Here is a 17,887-nt window from a genome sequence, read left to right as displayed (position 1 = left end):
GGGTCTAGAAGTCGTCGTCGAACCCGACCGAGCCCTCCACCGCCACCTGGTAGGCGGACGGGCGGCGCTCGAAGAAGTTCGTCAGCTCCTGGACGCCCTGCAGTTCCATGAAGGAGAACGGGTTCTCCGAGCCGTACACCGTCGGGAAGCCCAGGCGGGCCAGGCGCTGGTCGGCGACGCACTCCAGGTACTGGCGCATCGACTCGGTGTTCATGCCGGGCAGGCCCTCGCCGCACAGGTCGCGGCCGAACTGCAGCTCCGCCTCGACGGCCTCCTTCAGCATGTCGGTGACCTGCTGCTGGAGAGCGTCGTCGAAGAGCTCGGGCTCCTCCTTGCGGACGGTGTCCACGACCTCGAAGGCGAAGTTCATGTGCATCGTCTCGTCACGGAAGACCCAGTTGGTGCCCGTGGCGAGGCCGTGCAGCAGACCGCGCGAGCGGAACCAGTAGACGTAGGCGAAGGCGCCGTAGAAGAACAGCCCCTCGATGCACGCCGCGAAGCAGATCAGGTTCAGCAGGAAGCGACGGCGGTCGGCCTTCGTCTCCAGGCGGTCGATCGTCTCGACCGAGTCCATCCACTTGAAGCAGAACTGCGCCTTCTCGCGGATGGAGGGGATGTTCTCCACCGCCGCGAACGCCGCCGCCCGGTCGTCCGGGTCGGGCAGGTAGGTGTCCAGCAGCGTCAGATAGAACTGGACGTGCACGGCCTCCTCGAAGAGCTGCCGCGACAGGTACAGCCGCGCCTCGGGGGAGTTGATGTGCTTGTACAGCGTCAGGACCAGGTTGTTCGCCACGATCGAGTCGCCGGTCGCGAAGAAGGCGACCAGGCGGCCGATCATGTGCTGCTCACCCGGCGACAGCTTGGCGAGGTCGGCCACGTCCGAGTGGAGGTCGACCTCCTCCACGGTCCAGGTGTTCTTGATCGCGTCCCGGTAGCGCTCGTAGAAGTCCGGGTAGCGCATGGGACGCAGGGTCAGCTCGAATCCCGGGTCGAGCAGGTTCTTCTCGTTGTTCGTGGTGCTCATTACTGGCAGGCCTCGCAGGACTCGGGGTTTTCGAGGGAGCAGGCGATGGCGTCCGCGTCAGGAGCCGTCGCCTGCTGTACGGGGATGGGGGCGGCGGCCGCCGCCTGGCCGGACGCGGCACGGGCGATCCGGGTCGCCGGGCGCGAGCGGAGGTAGTACGTCGTCTTCAGCCCCTGCTTCCAGGCGTACGCGTACATCGAGGAGAGCTTGCCGATCGTCGGCGTCTCCAGGAACAGGTTGAGCGACTGGCTCTGGTCGAGGAACGGCGTACGGGCCGCCGCCATGTCGATCAGACCGCGCTGCGGGATCTCCCACGCCGTGCGGTACAGCGCCCGCACGTCCTCGGGGATCCACGCGAAGCCCTGGACCGAGCCGCTGGCCTCGCGCAGCGCCTCACGGGTGCGGGCGTCCCAGACGCCGAGCTTCTTCAGCTCGTCCACCAGGTAGGCGTTCACCTGGAGGAACTCGCCGCTGAGCGTCTCGCGCTTGAACAGGTTGGAGACCTGCGGCTCGATGCACTCGTACACACCGGCGATCGAGGCGATCGTCGCGGTCGGCGCGATGGCGAGCAGCAGCGAGTTGCGCATGCCGGTCTTGGCGATCCGGGCGCGCAGGGCGTCCCAGCGCTCGGGCCAGTTCAGCTCGGTGTCGTAGTGGTCGGGGTGGAGCACACCGCGCGCGGCACGCGTCTCCGACCACGCGGGCAGCGGGCCCGAGCGCTCGGCCAGGTCGCAGGACGCCTCGTACGCGGCCAGCATGATCCGCTCGGAGATCTTCGTGGAGAGCGCGCGGGCCTCGGGCGAGTCGAACGGCAGGCGCAGCTGGAAGAAGACGTCCTGGAGGCCCATGGCGCCCAGACCGACCGGCCGCCAGCGGGAGTTGGAGTTCCCGGCCTGCTCGGTCGGGTAGAAGTTGATGTCGACGACCCGGTCGAGGAAGGTCACGGCCGTACGGACGGTGGAGTCCAGACGGTCCCAGTCGATCGTGCCGTCGGCCACGAACGCGCCCAGGTTGACCGAGCCCAGGTTGCAGACGGCCGTCTCACCGTCGTTGGTGACCTCCAGGATCTCCGTGCACAGGTTCGAGGAGTGCACGACCCGGCCCGGCTCGGCGGTCTGGTTCGCGGTCCGGTTGGAGGCGTCCTTGAACGTCATCCACCCCTGGCCGGTCTGGGCGAGGGTGCGCATCATCCGGCCGTACAGCTCACGCGCCGGCATCGTCTTGCGGGCCAGGCCCTTGGCCTCGGCCGCGCGGTAGGCCGCGTCGAACTCGTCGCCCCACAGGTCGACCAGCTCGGGCACGTCGGCGGGGGAGAAGAGCGACCACTCGGTGTCCGCGTCGACCCGGCGCATGAACTCGTCCGGGATCCAGTGCGCCAGGTTGAGGTTGTGCGTACGCCGCTGGTCCTCACCCGTGTTGTCGCGCAGCTCCAGGAACTCCTCGATGTCCGCGTGCCAGGTCTCCAGGTAGACCGCCGCCGCGCCCTTGCGCCGGCCGCCCTGGTTCACCGCCGCCACGGAGGCGTCCAGCGTCTTGAGGAACGGCACGATGCCGTTGGAGTGCCCGTTGGTGCCCCGGATCAGCGAACCCCGGGCGCGGATACGGGAGTAGGAGAGGCCGATGCCGCCCGCGTGCTTCGAGAGGCGCGCCACCTGGTGGTAGCGGTCGTAGATCGAGTCCAGCTCGTCCTTGGGGGAGTCCAGCAGATAGCAGGAGGACATCTGCGGGTGCCGGGTGCCGGAGTTGAAGAGCGTGGGGGAGGAGGGGAGGTAGTCCAGCTTGCTCATCAGCCCGTAGAGCGCGGCGACCTCGTCCAGGGCCCGCACCGACTCGTCCTCGGCCAGACCGGCGGCCACGCGCAGCATGAAGTGCTGCGGGGTCTCGATGACCTGACGGGTGAGCGGGTGGCGCAGCAGGTAACGGCTGTGCAGCGTACGGAGACCGAAGTAGCCGAAGCGGTCGTCCGCGCCCTCGGCCAGCGTCCGCTCCACCAGCGCGTCCAGCGCCTCGGAGTGCAGCTCCACGAAGGCGGCGGTGCGGTCCGCGATCAGGCCCTCGCGGTGGCCGACGGCGACCGAGGCGGAGAAGGAGGTGGCGCCCTGGCTCGCGGCCTCGTCGGCGATCGTCCGGGTCAGCAGCCGGGCGGCGAGCTTGGAGTACGCCGGGTCCTCGGAGATCAGGCCCGCCGCCGCCTCGGTGGCCAGCGTGCGCAGCTCGGCCTCGTCGGAGCGGGCGTTGCGCCCGCGGAGCGCGGAGGCGGCGACCCGTCCGGGGTCGGTGTCGGGCAGATCGACGGTGAGGTCGGTCAGGGTCCGCAGCAGGGCGGTCCCGGGTCCGTCGGTCGTGCCTTCTCCGGACGCGGTGGAGGCAGCGGATTCGGTGGCTGAAACCGGATCGGCGGGCGCGATGGTCACTGGGCTTTCCCTCGCTCGGCTGGGGGCCGGCGGCGAGCGGGGAAACCGGGCAGCACGATGCCTGGGAAGGCAGCACTGCTACGGCGTCCACCGGCCCATCCGCGAGGCCCGGACGTCTGCCGTCCGGTTCGGTCGAGCCGGACGTACTGTCGACAGGTCTTCGGACTTCGGGTGTGCAAAGCACACTGATCACACCGTTGCGGGACAGTTCCGGATTCGCACCGGATTCCCCTGCGGCGACAGCGAGGTCGAGCATACATGTGGGGGCCGCCAGATGATGCGGCCCCCACATGTTGTGTCGCGTTGATTCCTTGTGCCCTTCAGGAGGCCGCCTCCAGCTCCAGCCGGAAGGTCAGGAGGCGCAGGCCCGGCACCGGCTCCCAGTCCCGCTCAGGGGTCCGCAGAAAGCCGAGCCGACGGTAGATCCTATGGGCCGGGAGCATGGCCGGCTGCGTCGACAGCACCAGCCCCCGGACGCCTTCGGCGGACCGGGCCCGCTCGACGCACGCCCGTACGAGCGCCTCTCCCACGCCCCGTCCCCGCCCCGCGCGGGCCACGGCGAGCATCCGGAACTCGGCCTCGTCCGGACCGGAGATATCGCGCCACGGAGTGCCGGGAGCGGCATACGTCACACCGCCGAGCACCACCCCGTCCGCGTCGAGCGCCACGAGCACCTCGGCCTCGGCCGCCCGCTGCTCCACTGCCCGCAGTCTGAGAAGGTAGGGGTCCTGAGGGCCGTCCAGCAGACCATCGCCGAGATAGGCCTCGGCGATGATCTCGCCGAGTACGGCGTACTCGCCGGGCTCCGCCACCCTGATCGTCAGATCCATCAGCCGCTCGCTCCCACCTCGTTGTCCGGGGCGCCGTCGCCCACCGGCGGCAGATCGCCGCGCTCGACGGGCTGTTGTCCGGAGCCGCCCCCGGCGGGCGGCAGCACCCGGTCCAGCTCGTGGCCGTCGGCGCGGTGGGCGGCCCGCGCCGCCGACCGCAGCGTCGCCCGGTCCACCTTCTCGCGCGCCCCGCTCACCGTGATCACGAGTCCGTCCTGCTCCCGGGCGTACGCGTGGTCCGACTCCGTGGCGCGGTACCAGTGTTCGCCGTCCCGCTCGCACGTCACCAGGGGCTTCTCACCGTCGGCGGGCGCGGCGGCGCCCGTGCAGTCCGCCACGGCGTGCGGGCGGCGTTCCACCGACAGCTGGAGCAGGCCGCCGTCCGGCGCGGTGTAGGAGCTGCCGAACCCGTCGTCACCGAGCACCCCGACCGACTGGCGCGCCAGGGCGTAGCCCGCGGCCTCGGTCACCCAGACATGGTCCGTGACGAGCTGCGCGGCGGCGGCCCGCGCCTCCAGCTCCGCCCGGTCGGGCGCCGGTTCGGCCGAAGAGCTCCGCTCCGCCGTCGGCTCCGAGCCGGGCGCCGACGCGGTGCCGCAGCCCGTGACCGCCGCCAGTGCCAGGGCCGCGGCCAGGAGCAGGGGCCGGAGCCGGGGCGACCGGGTGTGCGATGTCATGGGCACATCCTTACGTACGGTCGCGGCTCCGCGCACCGGGGAATCGAGCGGCGGACGGGCTCGTCCGGGGGCGCGGAAAGGGGCCGCCGCGCCCCCGGAGGGGTGTGGCGGCCCCGATCGGCCGACGGTGGTCAGCAGCAGCGGAAGCCCTCGCGGGGGTCCGCCTCGCGGGCGTCCGTGCGGCTGTGCTCGAAGGCCCGGCGGCTCATCACCGGCGTGTCCGGATCGTGTGTCCTGGCGTGCGCCACATAGCGGTCGTACGCGGCCTCGCCGGTCAGCTCACGGACGTAGAAACGGATCCGTCCCGCCAGCCGCCGTACGTCCGCGACGGTCATGTCCGGCTCCCCGTCCCGGCCGGCTCCTTGCGCAGGCCGCCCTCGGGTCCGACACCGGCCTCCGCCAGCTCGGCCTTCTCCTCCTTGGTGGCGAAGAGCGAGGCCGGGGCGACGAACTTCGACTGCACGAACGGCGTTTCGTGGAGCTTGACGGTCTCCGGGTCGCGGATGGCCTTGTAGCAGACCCGGCCGGCGTCCACGAGGACGACGACGATGAGGAGGGCGAAGAGCGCGCAGAGCACCCCGTCGACGGTGGAGTTGGTGACGATGGTCCGCATGTCGTCCATGGACTTGGCGGGGGCCAGCACCTCGCCCGCGTCGATGCCCGCCTGGTACTTGTCGCGCTGGGCGAAGAAGCCGATCTTCACGTCCGAGGAGAAGATCTTCTGCCAGCTCGCGGTGAGGGTGACCGCCACGTCCCAGGCGAGCGGTACGGCGGTGACCCAGGCCCACTTCAGGCGGCCGGACTTCACCAGCAGGGTGGTGCAGACGGCGAGCGCGACAGCGGCCAGCAGCTGGTTGGCGATGCCGAAGAGCGGGAAGAGCTGGTTGATGCCGCCCAGCGGGTCGTGCACGCCGACCCAGAGGAAGTAGCCCCAGCCGCCGACCACGACGGCGCTGGCGAACCAGACGCCCGGCTTCCAGCTGACCTCGCGGAACGGCTTGTAGGCGTTGCCCAGCATGTCCTGGAGCATGAAGCGCCCGACCCGGGTTCCGGCGTCCACGGTGGTGAGGATGAAGAGCGCCTCGAACATGATGGCGAAGTGGTACCAGAACGCCTTCATCGCCGTTCCACCGATCACTGCGGAGAAGATCTCCGCCATGCCGAGCGCGAACGTGGGCGCGCCGCCGGTCCGGGAGAGCAGGCTGGCTTCCTCGACGTCCTTGGCGGCCTGGGCCAGGGCGTCCGGGGTGATGGTGAAGCCGAAGTTGGCCACGGCCTCTGAGGCGGACTGGACGCTGTCCCCGATCACACCGACGGGCGCGTTGATGGCGAAGTACAGCCCCGGGTCGATGATGCAGGCCGCGATCATCGCCATGATCGCCACGAACGACTCGGTCAGCATGGCGCCGTAGCCGATCATCCGGATCTGCGTCTCCTTCTGGACCATCTTCGGCGTGGTGCCGGAGGAGACCAGGGAGTGGAAGCCGGAGAGGGCGCCGCAGGCGATGGTGATGAAGACGAACGGGAACATCGAGCCGGCGAAGACCGGTCCCTGGCCGTTGGTGGCGAAGTCGGTGACCGCGGGCATCTTCAGGGTCGGCAGCGCGACCACCACACCGAGGGCGAGCAGCGCGATCGTGCCGACCTTCATGAAGGTGGAGAGGTAGTCGCGCGGGGCGAGCAGCAGCCAGACGGGGAGCACGGAGGCGAGGAACCCGTACACGATCATCCAGATGACCAGCGTGCCCGGCTCCAGGGTGAAGAAGTCCGCCCACGAGGACTCGGCCACCCAGCCGCCCGCGACGATCGCGAGGAGCAGCAGCGCGACGCCGATGAGGGAGACCTCACTGACCTTGCCGGGCCGCAGGATGCGCAGGTAGACGCCCATGAAGAGGGCGATCGGGATCGTCATGCCGATGGAGAAGACGCCCCACGGGGAGTGGGCGAGCGCGTTCACGATGACCAGTGCGAGGACCGCGAGCAGGATGATCATGATGATGAAGACGGCGATCAGGGCGGCGATCCCGCCGACCGGCCCTATCTCGTCGCGCGCCATCTGGCCGAGCGAACGGCCGTTGCGGCGGGTGGAGAAGAACAGCGTCACCATGTCCTGGACGGCACCGGCGAAGATGACGCCGACGACGAGCCAGATCGTGCCCGGCAGATACCCCATCTGGGCCGCGAGCACCGGGCCGACCAGCGGACCGGCCCCGGCGATGGCGGCGAAGTGGTGGCCGAAGAGGACGCGGCGGTCGGTGGGGTGGAAGTCGACACCGTTGTCCTGCAGTTCGGCCGGGGTCGCCCGGTTCTTGTCCGCCTTCAGCACCCGGTTGGCGATGAACCGGGAGTAGAAGCGGTACGCGATGGCGTACGAGCCGAGCGCCGCCGCGAGCATCCAGGCGGCGGACACCTCCTCACCCCGCGAGAGCGCGAGGGTGGCCCAGCCGATGGCGCCGACCAGGGCGACGAGGCTCCAGACGACGATGGACTTGGGGGTCAGCGACCGCCGTCCCGGCGCCTGTGGAACCGGTGGTGCTGGTGTGGGCGATTCCGGCATATCGATCCGTCCCCTCGCGTGATCACTGTCGTAACGTGCGCGAAATCTAGGTGCTGCGACCGCTCGCGGGAACCCCTGTCCGCATACCGGTCGCGCATCACCGATGTCTTCACCGATGTTCCGCGGTAAGGACACGGATGGGGGGAGTGATCGGTTCACCCGGGGCCGCCGGAACCGGGTCTGACCGAAAAAAGGCGGTGGCCCCGGGGAGCGTCCTCCCCGGGGCCACCGCCTGTCGCCGTCCTCCGTCCGTGGTGCGCGCGCCGTGTGCGGTCAGTCCGTCGGCCGCTTCAGGCGGGCCACGAACTTGTACCGGTCACCCCGGTAGACCGAGCGCACCCACTCCACCGGTTCGCCCTGGCCATCGATGGAATGGCGGGAGAGCATCAGCATCGGCAGCCCCACGTCCGTGCCCAGCAGACCGGCCTCGCGCGGGGTGGCGAGCGAGGTCTCGATGGTCTCCTCGGCCTCGGCCAGGCGGACGTCGTACACCTCGGCGAGCGCGGTGTAGAGAGAGGTGTACTTCACCAGCGAACGGCGCAGCGCCGGGAAGCGTTTGGCCGAAAGGTGGGTGGTCTCGATCGCCATCGGCTCCCCGCTGGCGAGCCGGAGCCGCTCGATGCGCAGCACCCGGCCGCCCGTCGAGATGTCCAGCAGTCCGGCGAGCGTGTCGTCCGCCGTGACATAGCCGATGTCGAGCAGCTGGGACGTCGGCTCCAGGCCCTGGGCGCGCATGTCCTCGGTGTACGAGGTCAGCTGGAGCGCCTGGGAGACCTTCGGCTTGGCGACGAAGGTCCCCTTGCCCTGGATGCGTTCGAGCCGGCCCTCGACGACCAGCTCCTGCAGGGCCTGGCGCACGGTGGTGCGCGAGGTGTCGAACTCGGCCGCCAGGGTGCGCTCGGGCGGCACCGGGGTGCCGGGCGGCAAGGTATCGGTCATGTCGAGGAGATGCCGCTTGAGCCGGTAGTACTTCGGTACGCGTGCGGTGCGCGCACCGTTGCCGGTCTCGCTCCCCGAACTGCCCCCGTCGGCACCCATGGCCCGCCTTCCCGACGCTTGCGTTGCTGCCGTCACCGGCTCCTCCGTCTGTCGCGGCTCACATGGTGGCACGGTCCGGTCACGGGTCGTCGCCCTCCCTTAGGTGTCGGTCCTATAACGGACGCGAGTGCACTTCTTATACACCCTTGACACCCCTAAAGGTCTAGGCCAAGCTCCCGGTACTGGTCTAAACCATTAAAGACCAGGTCCAGCCCCAGCAGAACTCGTCGAATGTCTTCGCGGTGGGTGGGGTTGCAGCATCCCTGAGGAGGGTTTGACGTGAAGCGCAAGCTCATCGCGGCGATCGGTGTCGCGGGCATGTTGGTTTCGGTCGCGGCGTGTGGTTCCGACGACAAGGCGTCGTCGCAGGACCCGAAGGACCGTAAGGAAACCCTGACCGTCTGGCTCATGGGCGAGGCCCAGTCCACCTGGCCCGAGCTGGTCAAGGACACCAATGCCGAGTTCAACAAGAAGTACCCGGGCGTCAAGGTCAACGTTCAATACCAGCAGTGGGCCGACAAGGTCAAGAAGCTGGACACCTCCCTCGGTGGCGACAAATTCCCGGATGTTGTCGAACTCGGCAACACCGAGACCATGCAGTACATCCTGAATGGTGCGCTCGGGGAAATCGACCCCAGCAAGTACGAGAACTCGGACACCTGGATCAAGGGTCTGAAGGACACCTGCACCTTCGAAGGCAAGACGTACTGCGTTCCTTACTACGCGAGTGCCCGCCTCGCCGTCTACAACAAGGACATGCTGAAGGCCGGCACCGGCAGCGACGCCCTCCCGCAGACCGAGGACGAGTTCCTCGCGGCGATGGACAAGGTCTCCGCCGAGCTGGGCAAGAAGGACAAGCGCGCCTCCTCGCTGTACTTCCCGGGCCGCTACTGGTACGCCGCGATGTCCTACGTCGCCGCCTACGGTGGCCAGATAGCCACCTACGACGAGGGCTCCAAGGAGTGGAAGTCCGCTCTGTCGACGCCCGAGGCGCAGAAGGGCCTGGAGCACTACGTCAACCTGGTCAAGAAGTACAACAAGGCCGACCAGACGAAGGACGAGCAGGACCACGCCAACGTCATGGCCAACGAGAAGGCCGCGGTCATCTACGGCCAGGCCTGGGAGGCCGGCAGCGTCACGGGCGGCGAGAACGGCAACCCGAAGCTCGAGGGCAAGATCGCCACGGCCGGTATGCCCGGCCCCGAGGGCAAGGCCCTCCCGTCCTTCATCGGCGGCTCGGACCTCGCGACGATCTCCAAGTCGAAGATCCAGGACCTCGGTGAGGAGTGGATCGCCCTCTACACCAACGCCAAGGGCGGCGAGGTCCTCGCCTCGAAGAACGTCCTCCCGAACAACGAGAAGCAGCTCGAGCCGCTGAAGTCGAAGCCGGAGACGGCCGCCATCGCCAACGCGGTGCCGGACGCCTGGTTCACGCCGATCGCGCCCGGCTGGGCCTCCGTCGAGAAGGAGGAGATCCTGGAGAACCTGCTCCTGGAGATCCTCAAGGGCTCCTCCGTCGCCGACGCCTCCAAGAAGGCCGACGACAAGATCAACGCCCTGATCAACAAGAAGGCCTGACCTTCCGGTCGCCAGGCGGGGGCCCGGCAGCCATGCCGGGCCCCCGCCCTCTTCCCGTAAGTGCACGCCGTGAATTCCGGGGTCCGCCCCGGACCCGCGATGGAAGGTCAGCCACGTGTCTGCCGCTGATACCAAGGCCGTCGGGCCGCCGGTCCCCGTACCGCCCGACCCGCAGCCGACCGGGAAGTCGTCCTCCGACGACGCGCCCCGGGTACAGAAGAGGAAGCGGAAGAAGGGTGAACTCCTCCCCTACTTCCTGATCCTCCCGGCGATCGTGGCGATCGCCGCCGTCTACCTCTACCCGCTGAGCAAGACGGTCATCATGTCCTTCCAGGACATGGGCCGGCGTGAACTGTGGTCCGGAGAGCCCGCCCCCTGGGTGGGCTTCGAGCAGTTCACCAACATCCTCGGGGACCCCGAGTTCTGGTGGGTCACGTTCCGCACGATCGTCTTCATGGCCATCTGTGTGACGCTGACCATGGGCATCGGCCTGCTGGTCGCCCTGCTCATGCGCAAGCTCTCCACCTGGGTCCGGCTCGTCCTGACCGTGGCGCTGATCGCCGCCTGGTCGATGCCGCTGATGGTCGCCGCCTCGATCTTCCGGTTCATGGCCGACTCCGACTACGGCCTGATCAACACCCTGATCGCCAAGGTCGTCGGCGAGGACTGGCTCGGCCACAACTGGTACCTCAACCCGGTCCAGGGCTTCGGCATCATCACCCTGCTGGTCGTCTGGGGCGCCATCCCGTTCGTCGTCGTCACCCTGTACGCCGCCCTCACCCAGGTCCCCCAGGAACTGGAGGAGGCCGCCGCGCTCGACGGCGCCACCGCCTACGGCATCTACAAGTTCGTCACCTGGCCGGTCATCAAGCCGGTCTTCACCATGGTCGCCACCCTCTCGGTGATCTGGGACTTCAACGTCTTCGGCCAGATCTGGCTGCTGCGCGGCAACAAGCCCGAGCCGGAGTACGAAACCCTCGGCCTCTACTCCTACTCCAAGGCGTTCGAGTCCACCTCCTTCAGCCAGGGCTCCGCGATCGCCCTGATCACGGTGCTGCTGCTGTCCGGTGTGGCCGTGTACTACCTGCGCCAGCTCATGAAGACGGGAGAGGTCGAATGAGCAGCACGACCGAGACACAGGCGCTGCGCCCGGACCGGAAGAAGAGCCGGCTCCACCTGGACATCATCGGCCTCGGCATCGCCGTCGTCATGATCTTCCCGGTCTACTGGCTGGTCATCAGCTCCCTGCGCCCCAACCGGGAGATCCGCAGCTACGACCAGAAGCTGTGGCCCACGTCGATCACCTTCGACAACTTCGCCCGCGCGATCGACCAGCCGAACTTCACCACCGCCATCCAGTCCAGCCTGATCGTCGCCGTCACCGCGGTGGTCGGCGGCATGATCATCGCGACGCTGGCGGCCCTGGCGATCGGCCGGTTCCGCTTCTTCGGCCGCAAGCCGCTGCTCCTGATCATGATCCTGGTGCAGATGCTGCCGCCGACGGCGATGCTCATCCCGATCTACGCCCAGCTCAACGCCATGGGCGGGATCGACGAGTACTGGGGCCTGATCGTCGTCTACCTGGTCTCCACGCTGCCCTTCGCCACCATCATGATCCGCGGCTTCGTCGTGAACATCCCGGTGGAGCTGGAGGAGTCCGCGATGGTCGACGGCCTCACCCGCTTCGGAGCCTTCCGCAAGGTGGTCTTCCCGCTGCTCGCCCCCGGGCTCGCCGCCGCGTCGATCTTCGCCCTGGTGAACGCGTGGAACGAGTACCTCTTCGCGTACATCCTGATCAACGACAACTCCAAGTACACGCTCAACGTGTGGCTGATGACCTTCACCACCGAGCGCGGAACGGACTACGGCGCACTCATGGCGGCCTCCACCATGATCGCCCTGCCCGTCGTCATCTTCTTCATGATCATCCAGAAGAAGATGGCTGCTGGCCTCACCTCCGGCGCTGTGAAGGGATAGTGCGGGCCCATGACCACCCTCGTTTCCACCACGGACACCCTGACGCGTGACGCGCTCGCGGTGCTCCAGCCGGGATTCACCGGAACCACCGCACCGGACTGGCTGCTGCGCCGCGTCGGTGAAGGGCTCACCTCCGTCGGGCTGTTCGGCCGCAACATCGAGTCGCCCGAGCAGCTCGCCGCCCTCACCGCGCGCCTGCGCTCCGAGCGGGACGACGTCCTCGTCGCCATCGACGAGGAGGGCGGCGACGTGACCCGCCTGGAGGTCAACGAAGGCTCCTCGTTCCCGGGCAACTTCGCCCTCGGCGCCATCGACGACACCGACCTCACCCGGGCCGTCGCCCACGAACTGGGCCGCCGGCTCGCGGCGTGCGGGGTGAACCTCAACTGGGCGCCGTCCGCCGACGTCAACTCCAACCCGGGCAACCCGGTCATCGGCGTACGCTCCTTCGGCGCCGACACCGCCCTGGTGGCCCGGCACACCGCCGCGTACGTGGAAGGGCTCCAGGCCGCCGGCGTCGCCGCCTGCACCAAGCACTTCCCCGGCCACGGCGACACCGCGGTCGACTCGCACCTGGCGACGCCCCGCATCGATGTGGATCTCGACACCCTGCACGCCCGTGAGCTGCTGCCTTTCCGGGCGGCCATCGCGGCGGGTTCCAAATCCGTGATGAGCGCGCATATCCTGCTTCCCGCACTCGACCCGGACCGCCCGGCCACCCTGAGCCCGCAGATCCTCACGGGCCTGCTCCGCCAGGAGCTGGGTTACGACGGCCTGATCGTCACGGACGGCTTGGAGATGGACGCCATCTCCAAGACCTACGGCATCGAGCGCGGCGCGGTCCTCGCGATCGCCGCGGGCGCCGACGCGATCTGCGTCGGCGGCGGGCTGGCCGACGAGGAGACGGTGATCGCCCTCCACGACGCCCTCGTGGGGGCGGTACGGAGCGGGGAACTGCCCGAGGAGCGGCTCGCGGACGCGGCCGCCCGTGTACGAGCCCTCGCGTCCTGGACGCAGGGGGCCCGGGGGGATGTCCCGGAGCCGGGCGCGGAAGTGCAGGAGGGGACCGCGCCCGGCACCGGAGTCCGCTCCGACGTCGGCCTGGTGGCCGCCCGCCGCGCGGTCCGGGTCACCGGCACCGGCGACACGCTGACCGGTCCGGCCCACGTCGCGGAGTTCGTCACGGAGGCGAACATCGCGGTCGGCGACGAGACCCCCTGGGGCATCGCCGACGGGATCGCCCGCCTCCGCCCGGGCACCGAGGGGGGCCGGTACACCGGCGAGAGCGCCGACCCGGCGGCCGAGGTGCTCGCCGCGGCGGGTGACCGCCGCATCGTCGCCGTCGTCCGCGACGAACACCGCCACGCCTGGATGGCCCAGGCCCTGGACGCCCTGCTGGCGGCCCGCCCGGACACGATCGTGGTCGAGATGGGCCTCCCGGAGTCCACCCCCCGCGGCTCCCTCCACGTGGTCACGCACGGCGCCTCCCGCGTCTGCGGCCAGGCGGCGGTGGAAGCGGTGACGGGTACGACCCCGTAGCGCAGCCGACCAGGCGGACGCTTCCAGCCCGTCCGGGCGTTTGAGGACGAGGCCGCAAGGCCGAAAATCAAGCCCGTCCGGCGATTGAGGACACAGCCTCTCGCCGGACGGGCGGCACAACGGCCGAGGGCCGGGACACCATCAGGCGTCCCGGCCCTCGGCCGTGCGGGCGTACGGCCTACAACCCCTGCCACGCCGGCTTCGCCGCATACGTGGCGCGGAAGTAGTCCGCCAGCTTCAGCTTCGACGCCGCGGCCTCGTCCACCACCACCGTCGCGTGCGGGTGCAGTTGCAGCGCCGAAGCCGGGACGACCGAGGCGACCGGCCCCTCCACCGTCTGCGCGACGGCCTCCGCCTTGCCCTCACCGGTGGCGAGCAGGATCGGGTGCCGGGAGTCCAGGATCGTCCCGATGCCCTGGGTGATCACGTGGTGCGGCACCTGGTCGATGTCGTCGTCGAAGAAGCGCGCGTTGTCCACCCGGGTCTGCTCGGTGAGCGTCTTGATCCGGGTGCGCGAGGCGAGCGAGGAGCACGGTTCGTTGAAGCCGATGTGCCCGTCGGTGCCGATGCCGAGCAGCTGGAGGTCGACCCCGCCGGCCTCCGCCAGCGCCCGGTCGTACGCCTCGCACGCGGCCTGGACGTCCTCGGCGGCACCGTCGGGGCCCATGAAGGACGCCTCGGAGAGCCCGAGCGGCTCGACGACCTCACGGAGCACCACGGAGCGGTACGACTCCGGGTGGCCGACGGGCAGCCCGACGTACTCGTCGAGCTGGCAGATACGGGCGCGCGAGGCGTCGACGGCCCCGGAGGCGACCTTGGCCGCCAGCGCGCGGTAGATGGGCAGCGGGGTAGAGCCGGTGGCAACGCCGAGCAGGGCGTCGGGCTTGCGGCTGAGCAGGGAGGCGATGGCCTCCGCGATCAGCTCGCCGCCTGCCGTGGCGTCCGGGACGATGACAACTTCCACGCTTTGCCTGCCGATCTGATGAGAGAAACCGTGTGGTATAGACCAATCAAAGGCCCAATCTAGCAGAATCGGGCAGCTGTGCGGCCGACGTCCCACGCATCGGTCCACCCGCCCACGGCCCCGCGCCCCCCGCTGGCGGACCCGGCGTTTGCCTGGTCGACTTTGTCCCGTACGGTGCCGACGGCGCGGTCCGCGGCGGCTCCGTACCCGTACGCGTACGCACGGGCACGGCGACCCCCGTACGTACGGACAGAACCCCCACGCCACCGCAGGACACCGCACGGGAGGCCTCATATGCCCGCCACCCCTCCGCCCGGCCCGGACACCTCCGACGACCAGGGCGACGCACCCGGCCGCCTCATGTCCGGCGAGATGGCCGAGCAGCCCGCGATGCTGCGGCGCATCCTCGACCGGGGCGCGCCCCGCATCCGCGAGGTGGCCGCCGAGATCGCCGCCAGGAAGCCCCGCTTCGTGCTGCTCACCGCGCGCGGCACCTCCGACAACGCGGCGCTCTACGCCAAGTACCTGCTGGAGATCCGGCTCGGCCTGCCCTGTGGCCTCGCCTCCATGTCCACCACGACGGCGTACGGGGCCAAGCCCGATCTGCGGGACGTCCTGGTGGTCACCGTCAGCCAGTCGGGCGGATCGCCGGACCTGGTGGCCTCGACGCAGGCGGCCCGGGACGCCGGGGCGGTCACCCTCGCCGTCACCAACAACCCGGACTCCGCCCTGGCGGCGGTCTCCGAGTACCACATCGACATCCTGGCGGGCCCGGAGAAGGCGCTCCCGGCCACCAAGACGTACACGGCCTCCCTGCTCTCCCTCTACCTCTTCGTCGAGGGCCTGGCGGGCGCCGACGGCACGGAGGCGGCCTCGGTCCTGCCCGACCTGGCGGGCGCCATCCTGGGCCGCCGGGCCGAGGTCAAGGCGCTGGCCGCCCGCTACCGCTTCGCCGAGCGCATGGTGATCACCTCGCGCGGCTACGGCTACCCCACGGCCAAGGAAGCGGCCCTGAAGCTCATGGAGACCAGCTACATCCCCGCTCTCTCCTACTCGGGCGCCGACCTGCTGCACGGCCCGCTGGCGATGGTCGACAACATCTCCCCGGTGATCGCCGTGGTCACCGACGGCCGGGGCGGCGAGGCGCTCCAGCCGGTGCTGGACCGGCTGCGCGGGCGCGGCGCGGACCTCTTCGTGGTCGGCCCCAAGGCCCAGGTGGAGGCGGCGTCGGCGGGCTTCTCGCTGCCGACCTCGGGGGTGCCGGAGGAGCTGCAGCCGATCCTGGAGATCCTGCCGCTCCAGATGCTCGCGTACGAGGTCACCATCGCGCGAGGCCAGGACCCGGACTCACCACGAGCCCTGGCAAAGGTGACGGAGACGCGCTGAGGGCAGCCGATCCGCACCGTACGGCCCCGGAAACACCCGCGGGCCGCGGCGCCGGGATGGGACCCTCAGCCCATCCGGCACCGCAGCCCGGAGCTACCTGGCCGGCGGTGTGCGGTGCCTCCGGCCCCATGAGGCACCTTGCGCGGTCAGGGCAGAGAGCGCCGGGTGCCTCGGTCCACTCTCCTGTGCGGGGAGAGTGGAGGTCTTGGTGAACTCATTGTGGACTAGACCAATTGCCTGTGTCCATCCATGTGCGCGACATTCTCGGGCCGCACACCGCGCGCTGTCCATCGCCTTCCGCCCGCCCCGCCCCACCGCACGGCCCGCCGGGCCGATCGGTTCGAACACGTCCGTTCACCCCGGGTACGCTCCACAGGTGCCCTCCATGAACGATCTCGTCCGCCAGCACACCGCTCTGAGCGACTCCGACCTGGAGTGGCTCCATCTGCTGGTCTCGGAGTGGCAGCTGCTCTCCGACCTCTCCTTCGCCGACCTGGTGCTGTGGGTGCCCACCCGCGACGGCACGCGGTACGTCTCCGTCGCCCAGATGCGGCCCAACACCGGCCCCACCTCCTACCAGGACGACATGGTCGGCCACCTGGTGCCGCGCGGCCGCCGCCCGCTGCTGGACGCGGCCCTGGACGAGGGCCGGATCGTGCGCGAGGGCGACCCGGAGTGGCGCGAGGAGGTCCCCGTACGGGTCGAGTCCATCCCCGTACGCCGTGAGGGCCGGGTCCTCGGTGTCATCGCCCGCAACACCAACCTGCTCACCGTGCGCACCCCCTCCCGGCTGGAGCTGACCTACCTCCAGTCCGCCTCCGACCTGGCCCAGATGATCGCCGCCGGGGCCTTCCCCTTCCCCGGCCAGCAGGTCGACATGGACGCCTCGCCGCGCGTCGGTGACGGCCTGATCCGGCTCGACGCCGACGGGGTCGTCCAGTACGCCAGCCCCAACGGCCTCTCCGCCTACCACCGCCTCGGCCTCGCATCCGACCTGGTCGGCCACCACCTCGGCACCACCACCGCCGAACTGGCGCCCTCCCGGGGCCCGGTGGACGAGGCCCTGGTCAAGGTGGCCAGCGGCTACGCGCCCCGCGAGTTCGAGGTGGAGGGCGCGGGCGGGGTGATCCAGCTGCGGGCCATCCCGCTCAAGCCCAAGGGCGTCCGCATCGGCTCGCTCGTCCTGCTCCGCGACGTCACCGAACTCCGCCGCCGCGAACGCGAATTGATCACCAAGGACGCCACCATCCGGGAGATCCACCACCGGGTGAAGAACAACCTCCAGACGGTGGCCGCCCTGTTGCGGCTCCAGGCCCGCCGAATGGATTCCGCGCAGGGCCGCGAAGCGCTCAACGAGGCGGTACGGCGCGTCGGTTCGATCGCGATCGTCCATGAGACGCTCTCCCAGAACCTGGACGAGCGCGTCGAGTTCGACGAGATCGCCGACCGGGTCATCGCGATGGTCTCGGAGATCTCTCCCGGCAAGGTGACCTGCCGGCGCATCGGCCGCTTCGGCATCCTGGACGCCGAGGTCGCCACCCCGCTCTCCATGGTGCTCACCGAAGTCCTCCAGAACGCCCTGGAACACGCGTTCACCGTGGCCGACCAGGGCACGGTGGAGGTCTCCGCCGTACGCGGCGGCTCACCGTCCGACGCCCGGCTGCTGATCACCGTCACCGACGACGGGCGCGGGCTCCCCGAGGGGTTCGACCCGCAGCAGGCGGGCAACCTCGGCCTCCAGATCGTACGGACGCTGGTGGAGGGGGAGTTGGGCGGCACGTTCGGCATGGTCCCGGCGCCGGAGCGCGGCACCCAGGTGGTGCTGGACCTGCCGGTGCGCGGCGCCAAGTAGGGGCGGCACACAGCAGAGCGGGCCCGGACCGTGGTGACGGTCCGGGCCCGC

Annotated in this window: 14 protein-coding genes and 1 riboswitch; of the genes, 6 read left to right on the top strand and 8 right to left on the bottom strand. The window is 69.9% G+C overall.

The genetic code is table 11. The features are described from left to right. Positions 1–4 precede the first annotated feature (4 nt). From DJ476_RS10005 to DJ476_RS09975, 7 genes are all read right to left on the bottom strand, one after another. Positions 5–1,024, bottom strand: a complete 1,020-nt coding sequence (locus tag DJ476_RS10005) for a ribonucleotide-diphosphate reductase subunit beta (protein ID WP_019764667.1) — start codon at positions 1,022–1,024, stop codon at positions 5–7. Then, positions 1,024–3,438: a ribonucleoside-diphosphate reductase subunit alpha gene (locus DJ476_RS10000; protein WP_103419738.1), complete on the bottom strand. Its 2,415-nt coding sequence runs from the start codon at positions 3,436–3,438 to the stop codon at positions 1,024–1,026. The genes DJ476_RS10005 and DJ476_RS10000 overlap by 1 nt, the downstream gene beginning before the upstream one ends. 134 nt (positions 3,439–3,572) lie before the next feature. After that, positions 3,573–3,706: riboswitch (cobalamin riboswitch) on the bottom strand. 52 nt (positions 3,707–3,758) lie between these two features. Then, positions 3,759–4,268, bottom strand: a complete 510-nt coding sequence (locus DJ476_RS09995; RefSeq protein WP_070205027.1) for a GNAT family N-acetyltransferase — start codon at positions 4,266–4,268, stop codon at positions 3,759–3,761. Continuing rightward, a complete protein-coding gene (locus DJ476_RS09990) occupies positions 4,268–4,945 on the bottom strand; it encodes a hypothetical protein (RefSeq protein WP_103419736.1) in 678 nt (225 codons plus the stop codon). Before DJ476_RS09990 ends, DJ476_RS09995 begins: the two co-directional genes overlap by 1 nt. A 131-nt stretch (positions 4,946–5,076) precedes the next feature. Then, positions 5,077–5,280: a YbdD/YjiX family protein gene (locus DJ476_RS09985; RefSeq protein WP_112490336.1), complete on the bottom strand. Its 204-nt coding sequence runs from the start codon at positions 5,278–5,280 to the stop codon at positions 5,077–5,079. Next, a complete protein-coding gene (locus DJ476_RS09980; RefSeq protein ID WP_112490335.1) occupies positions 5,277–7,502 on the bottom strand; it encodes a carbon starvation CstA family protein in 2,226 nt (741 codons plus the stop codon). Before DJ476_RS09980 ends, DJ476_RS09985 begins: the two co-directional genes overlap by 4 nt. A gap of 273 nt (positions 7,503–7,775) precedes the next feature. Beyond that, the gene (locus DJ476_RS09975) at positions 7,776–8,540 is read right to left on the bottom strand and encodes a GntR family transcriptional regulator (RefSeq protein ID WP_093691401.1); all 765 of its coding nucleotides are present in this window, start codon (positions 8,538–8,540) and stop codon (positions 7,776–7,778) included. A 279-nt stretch (positions 8,541–8,819) separates the two neighbouring features. Here DJ476_RS09975 and DJ476_RS09970 point away from each other — a divergent pair, with 279 nt between their 5' ends. The 4 genes from DJ476_RS09970 (at position 8,820) to DJ476_RS09955 (ending at position 13,634) form a co-directional block, all read left to right on the top strand. Further along, positions 8,820–10,118, top strand: a complete 1,299-nt coding sequence (locus DJ476_RS09970) for a sugar ABC transporter substrate-binding protein (protein ID WP_070205024.1) — start codon at positions 8,820–8,822, stop codon at positions 10,116–10,118. Positions 10,119–10,233: 115 nt separating this feature from the next. After that, on the top strand, positions 10,234–11,238 hold the full coding sequence (locus DJ476_RS09965; RefSeq protein WP_070205023.1) for a carbohydrate ABC transporter permease: 1,005 nt from the start codon (positions 10,234–10,236) through the stop codon (positions 11,236–11,238). Next, positions 11,235–12,095, top strand: coding sequence for a carbohydrate ABC transporter permease (locus DJ476_RS09960; RefSeq protein WP_070205022.1), 861 nt, complete (start codon positions 11,235–11,237; stop codon positions 12,093–12,095). Before DJ476_RS09965 ends, DJ476_RS09960 begins: the two co-directional genes overlap by 4 nt. A gap of 9 nt (positions 12,096–12,104) precedes the next feature. Continuing rightward, positions 12,105–13,634 carry a glycoside hydrolase family 3 protein gene (locus DJ476_RS09955; protein ID WP_112490334.1) on the top strand — a complete coding sequence of 510 codons (1,530 nt, stop codon included), beginning with the start codon at positions 12,105–12,107 and terminating at the stop codon, positions 13,632–13,634. 178 nt (positions 13,635–13,812) lie between these two features. Here DJ476_RS09955 and nagB read toward each other — a convergent pair whose 3' ends face one another. Beyond that, positions 13,813–14,598: a glucosamine-6-phosphate deaminase gene (nagB, locus tag DJ476_RS09950; RefSeq protein WP_019764660.1), complete on the bottom strand. Its 786-nt coding sequence runs from the start codon at positions 14,596–14,598 to the stop codon at positions 13,813–13,815. A gap of 294 nt (positions 14,599–14,892) precedes the next feature. Here nagB and DJ476_RS09945 point away from each other — a divergent pair, with 294 nt between their 5' ends. After that, entirely contained in the window at positions 14,893–15,984 is a 1,092-nt protein-coding gene (locus tag DJ476_RS09945; protein ID WP_103419732.1) for an SIS domain-containing protein, read from the top strand. 385 nt (positions 15,985–16,369) lie between these two features. Further along, on the top strand, positions 16,370–17,836 hold the full coding sequence (locus DJ476_RS09940) for a PAS domain-containing sensor histidine kinase (RefSeq protein ID WP_070205020.1): 1,467 nt from the start codon (positions 16,370–16,372) through the stop codon (positions 17,834–17,836). Positions 17,837–17,887 lie beyond the last annotated feature (51 nt).

Source organism: Streptomyces bacillaris (assembly GCF_003268675.1).
GTDB lineage: Bacteria > Actinomycetota > Actinomycetes > Streptomycetales > Streptomycetaceae > Streptomyces > Streptomyces bacillaris.
Note: the sequence above shows the minus strand (reverse complement) of the source record. Positions and strands in the feature narration are given on the sequence as shown.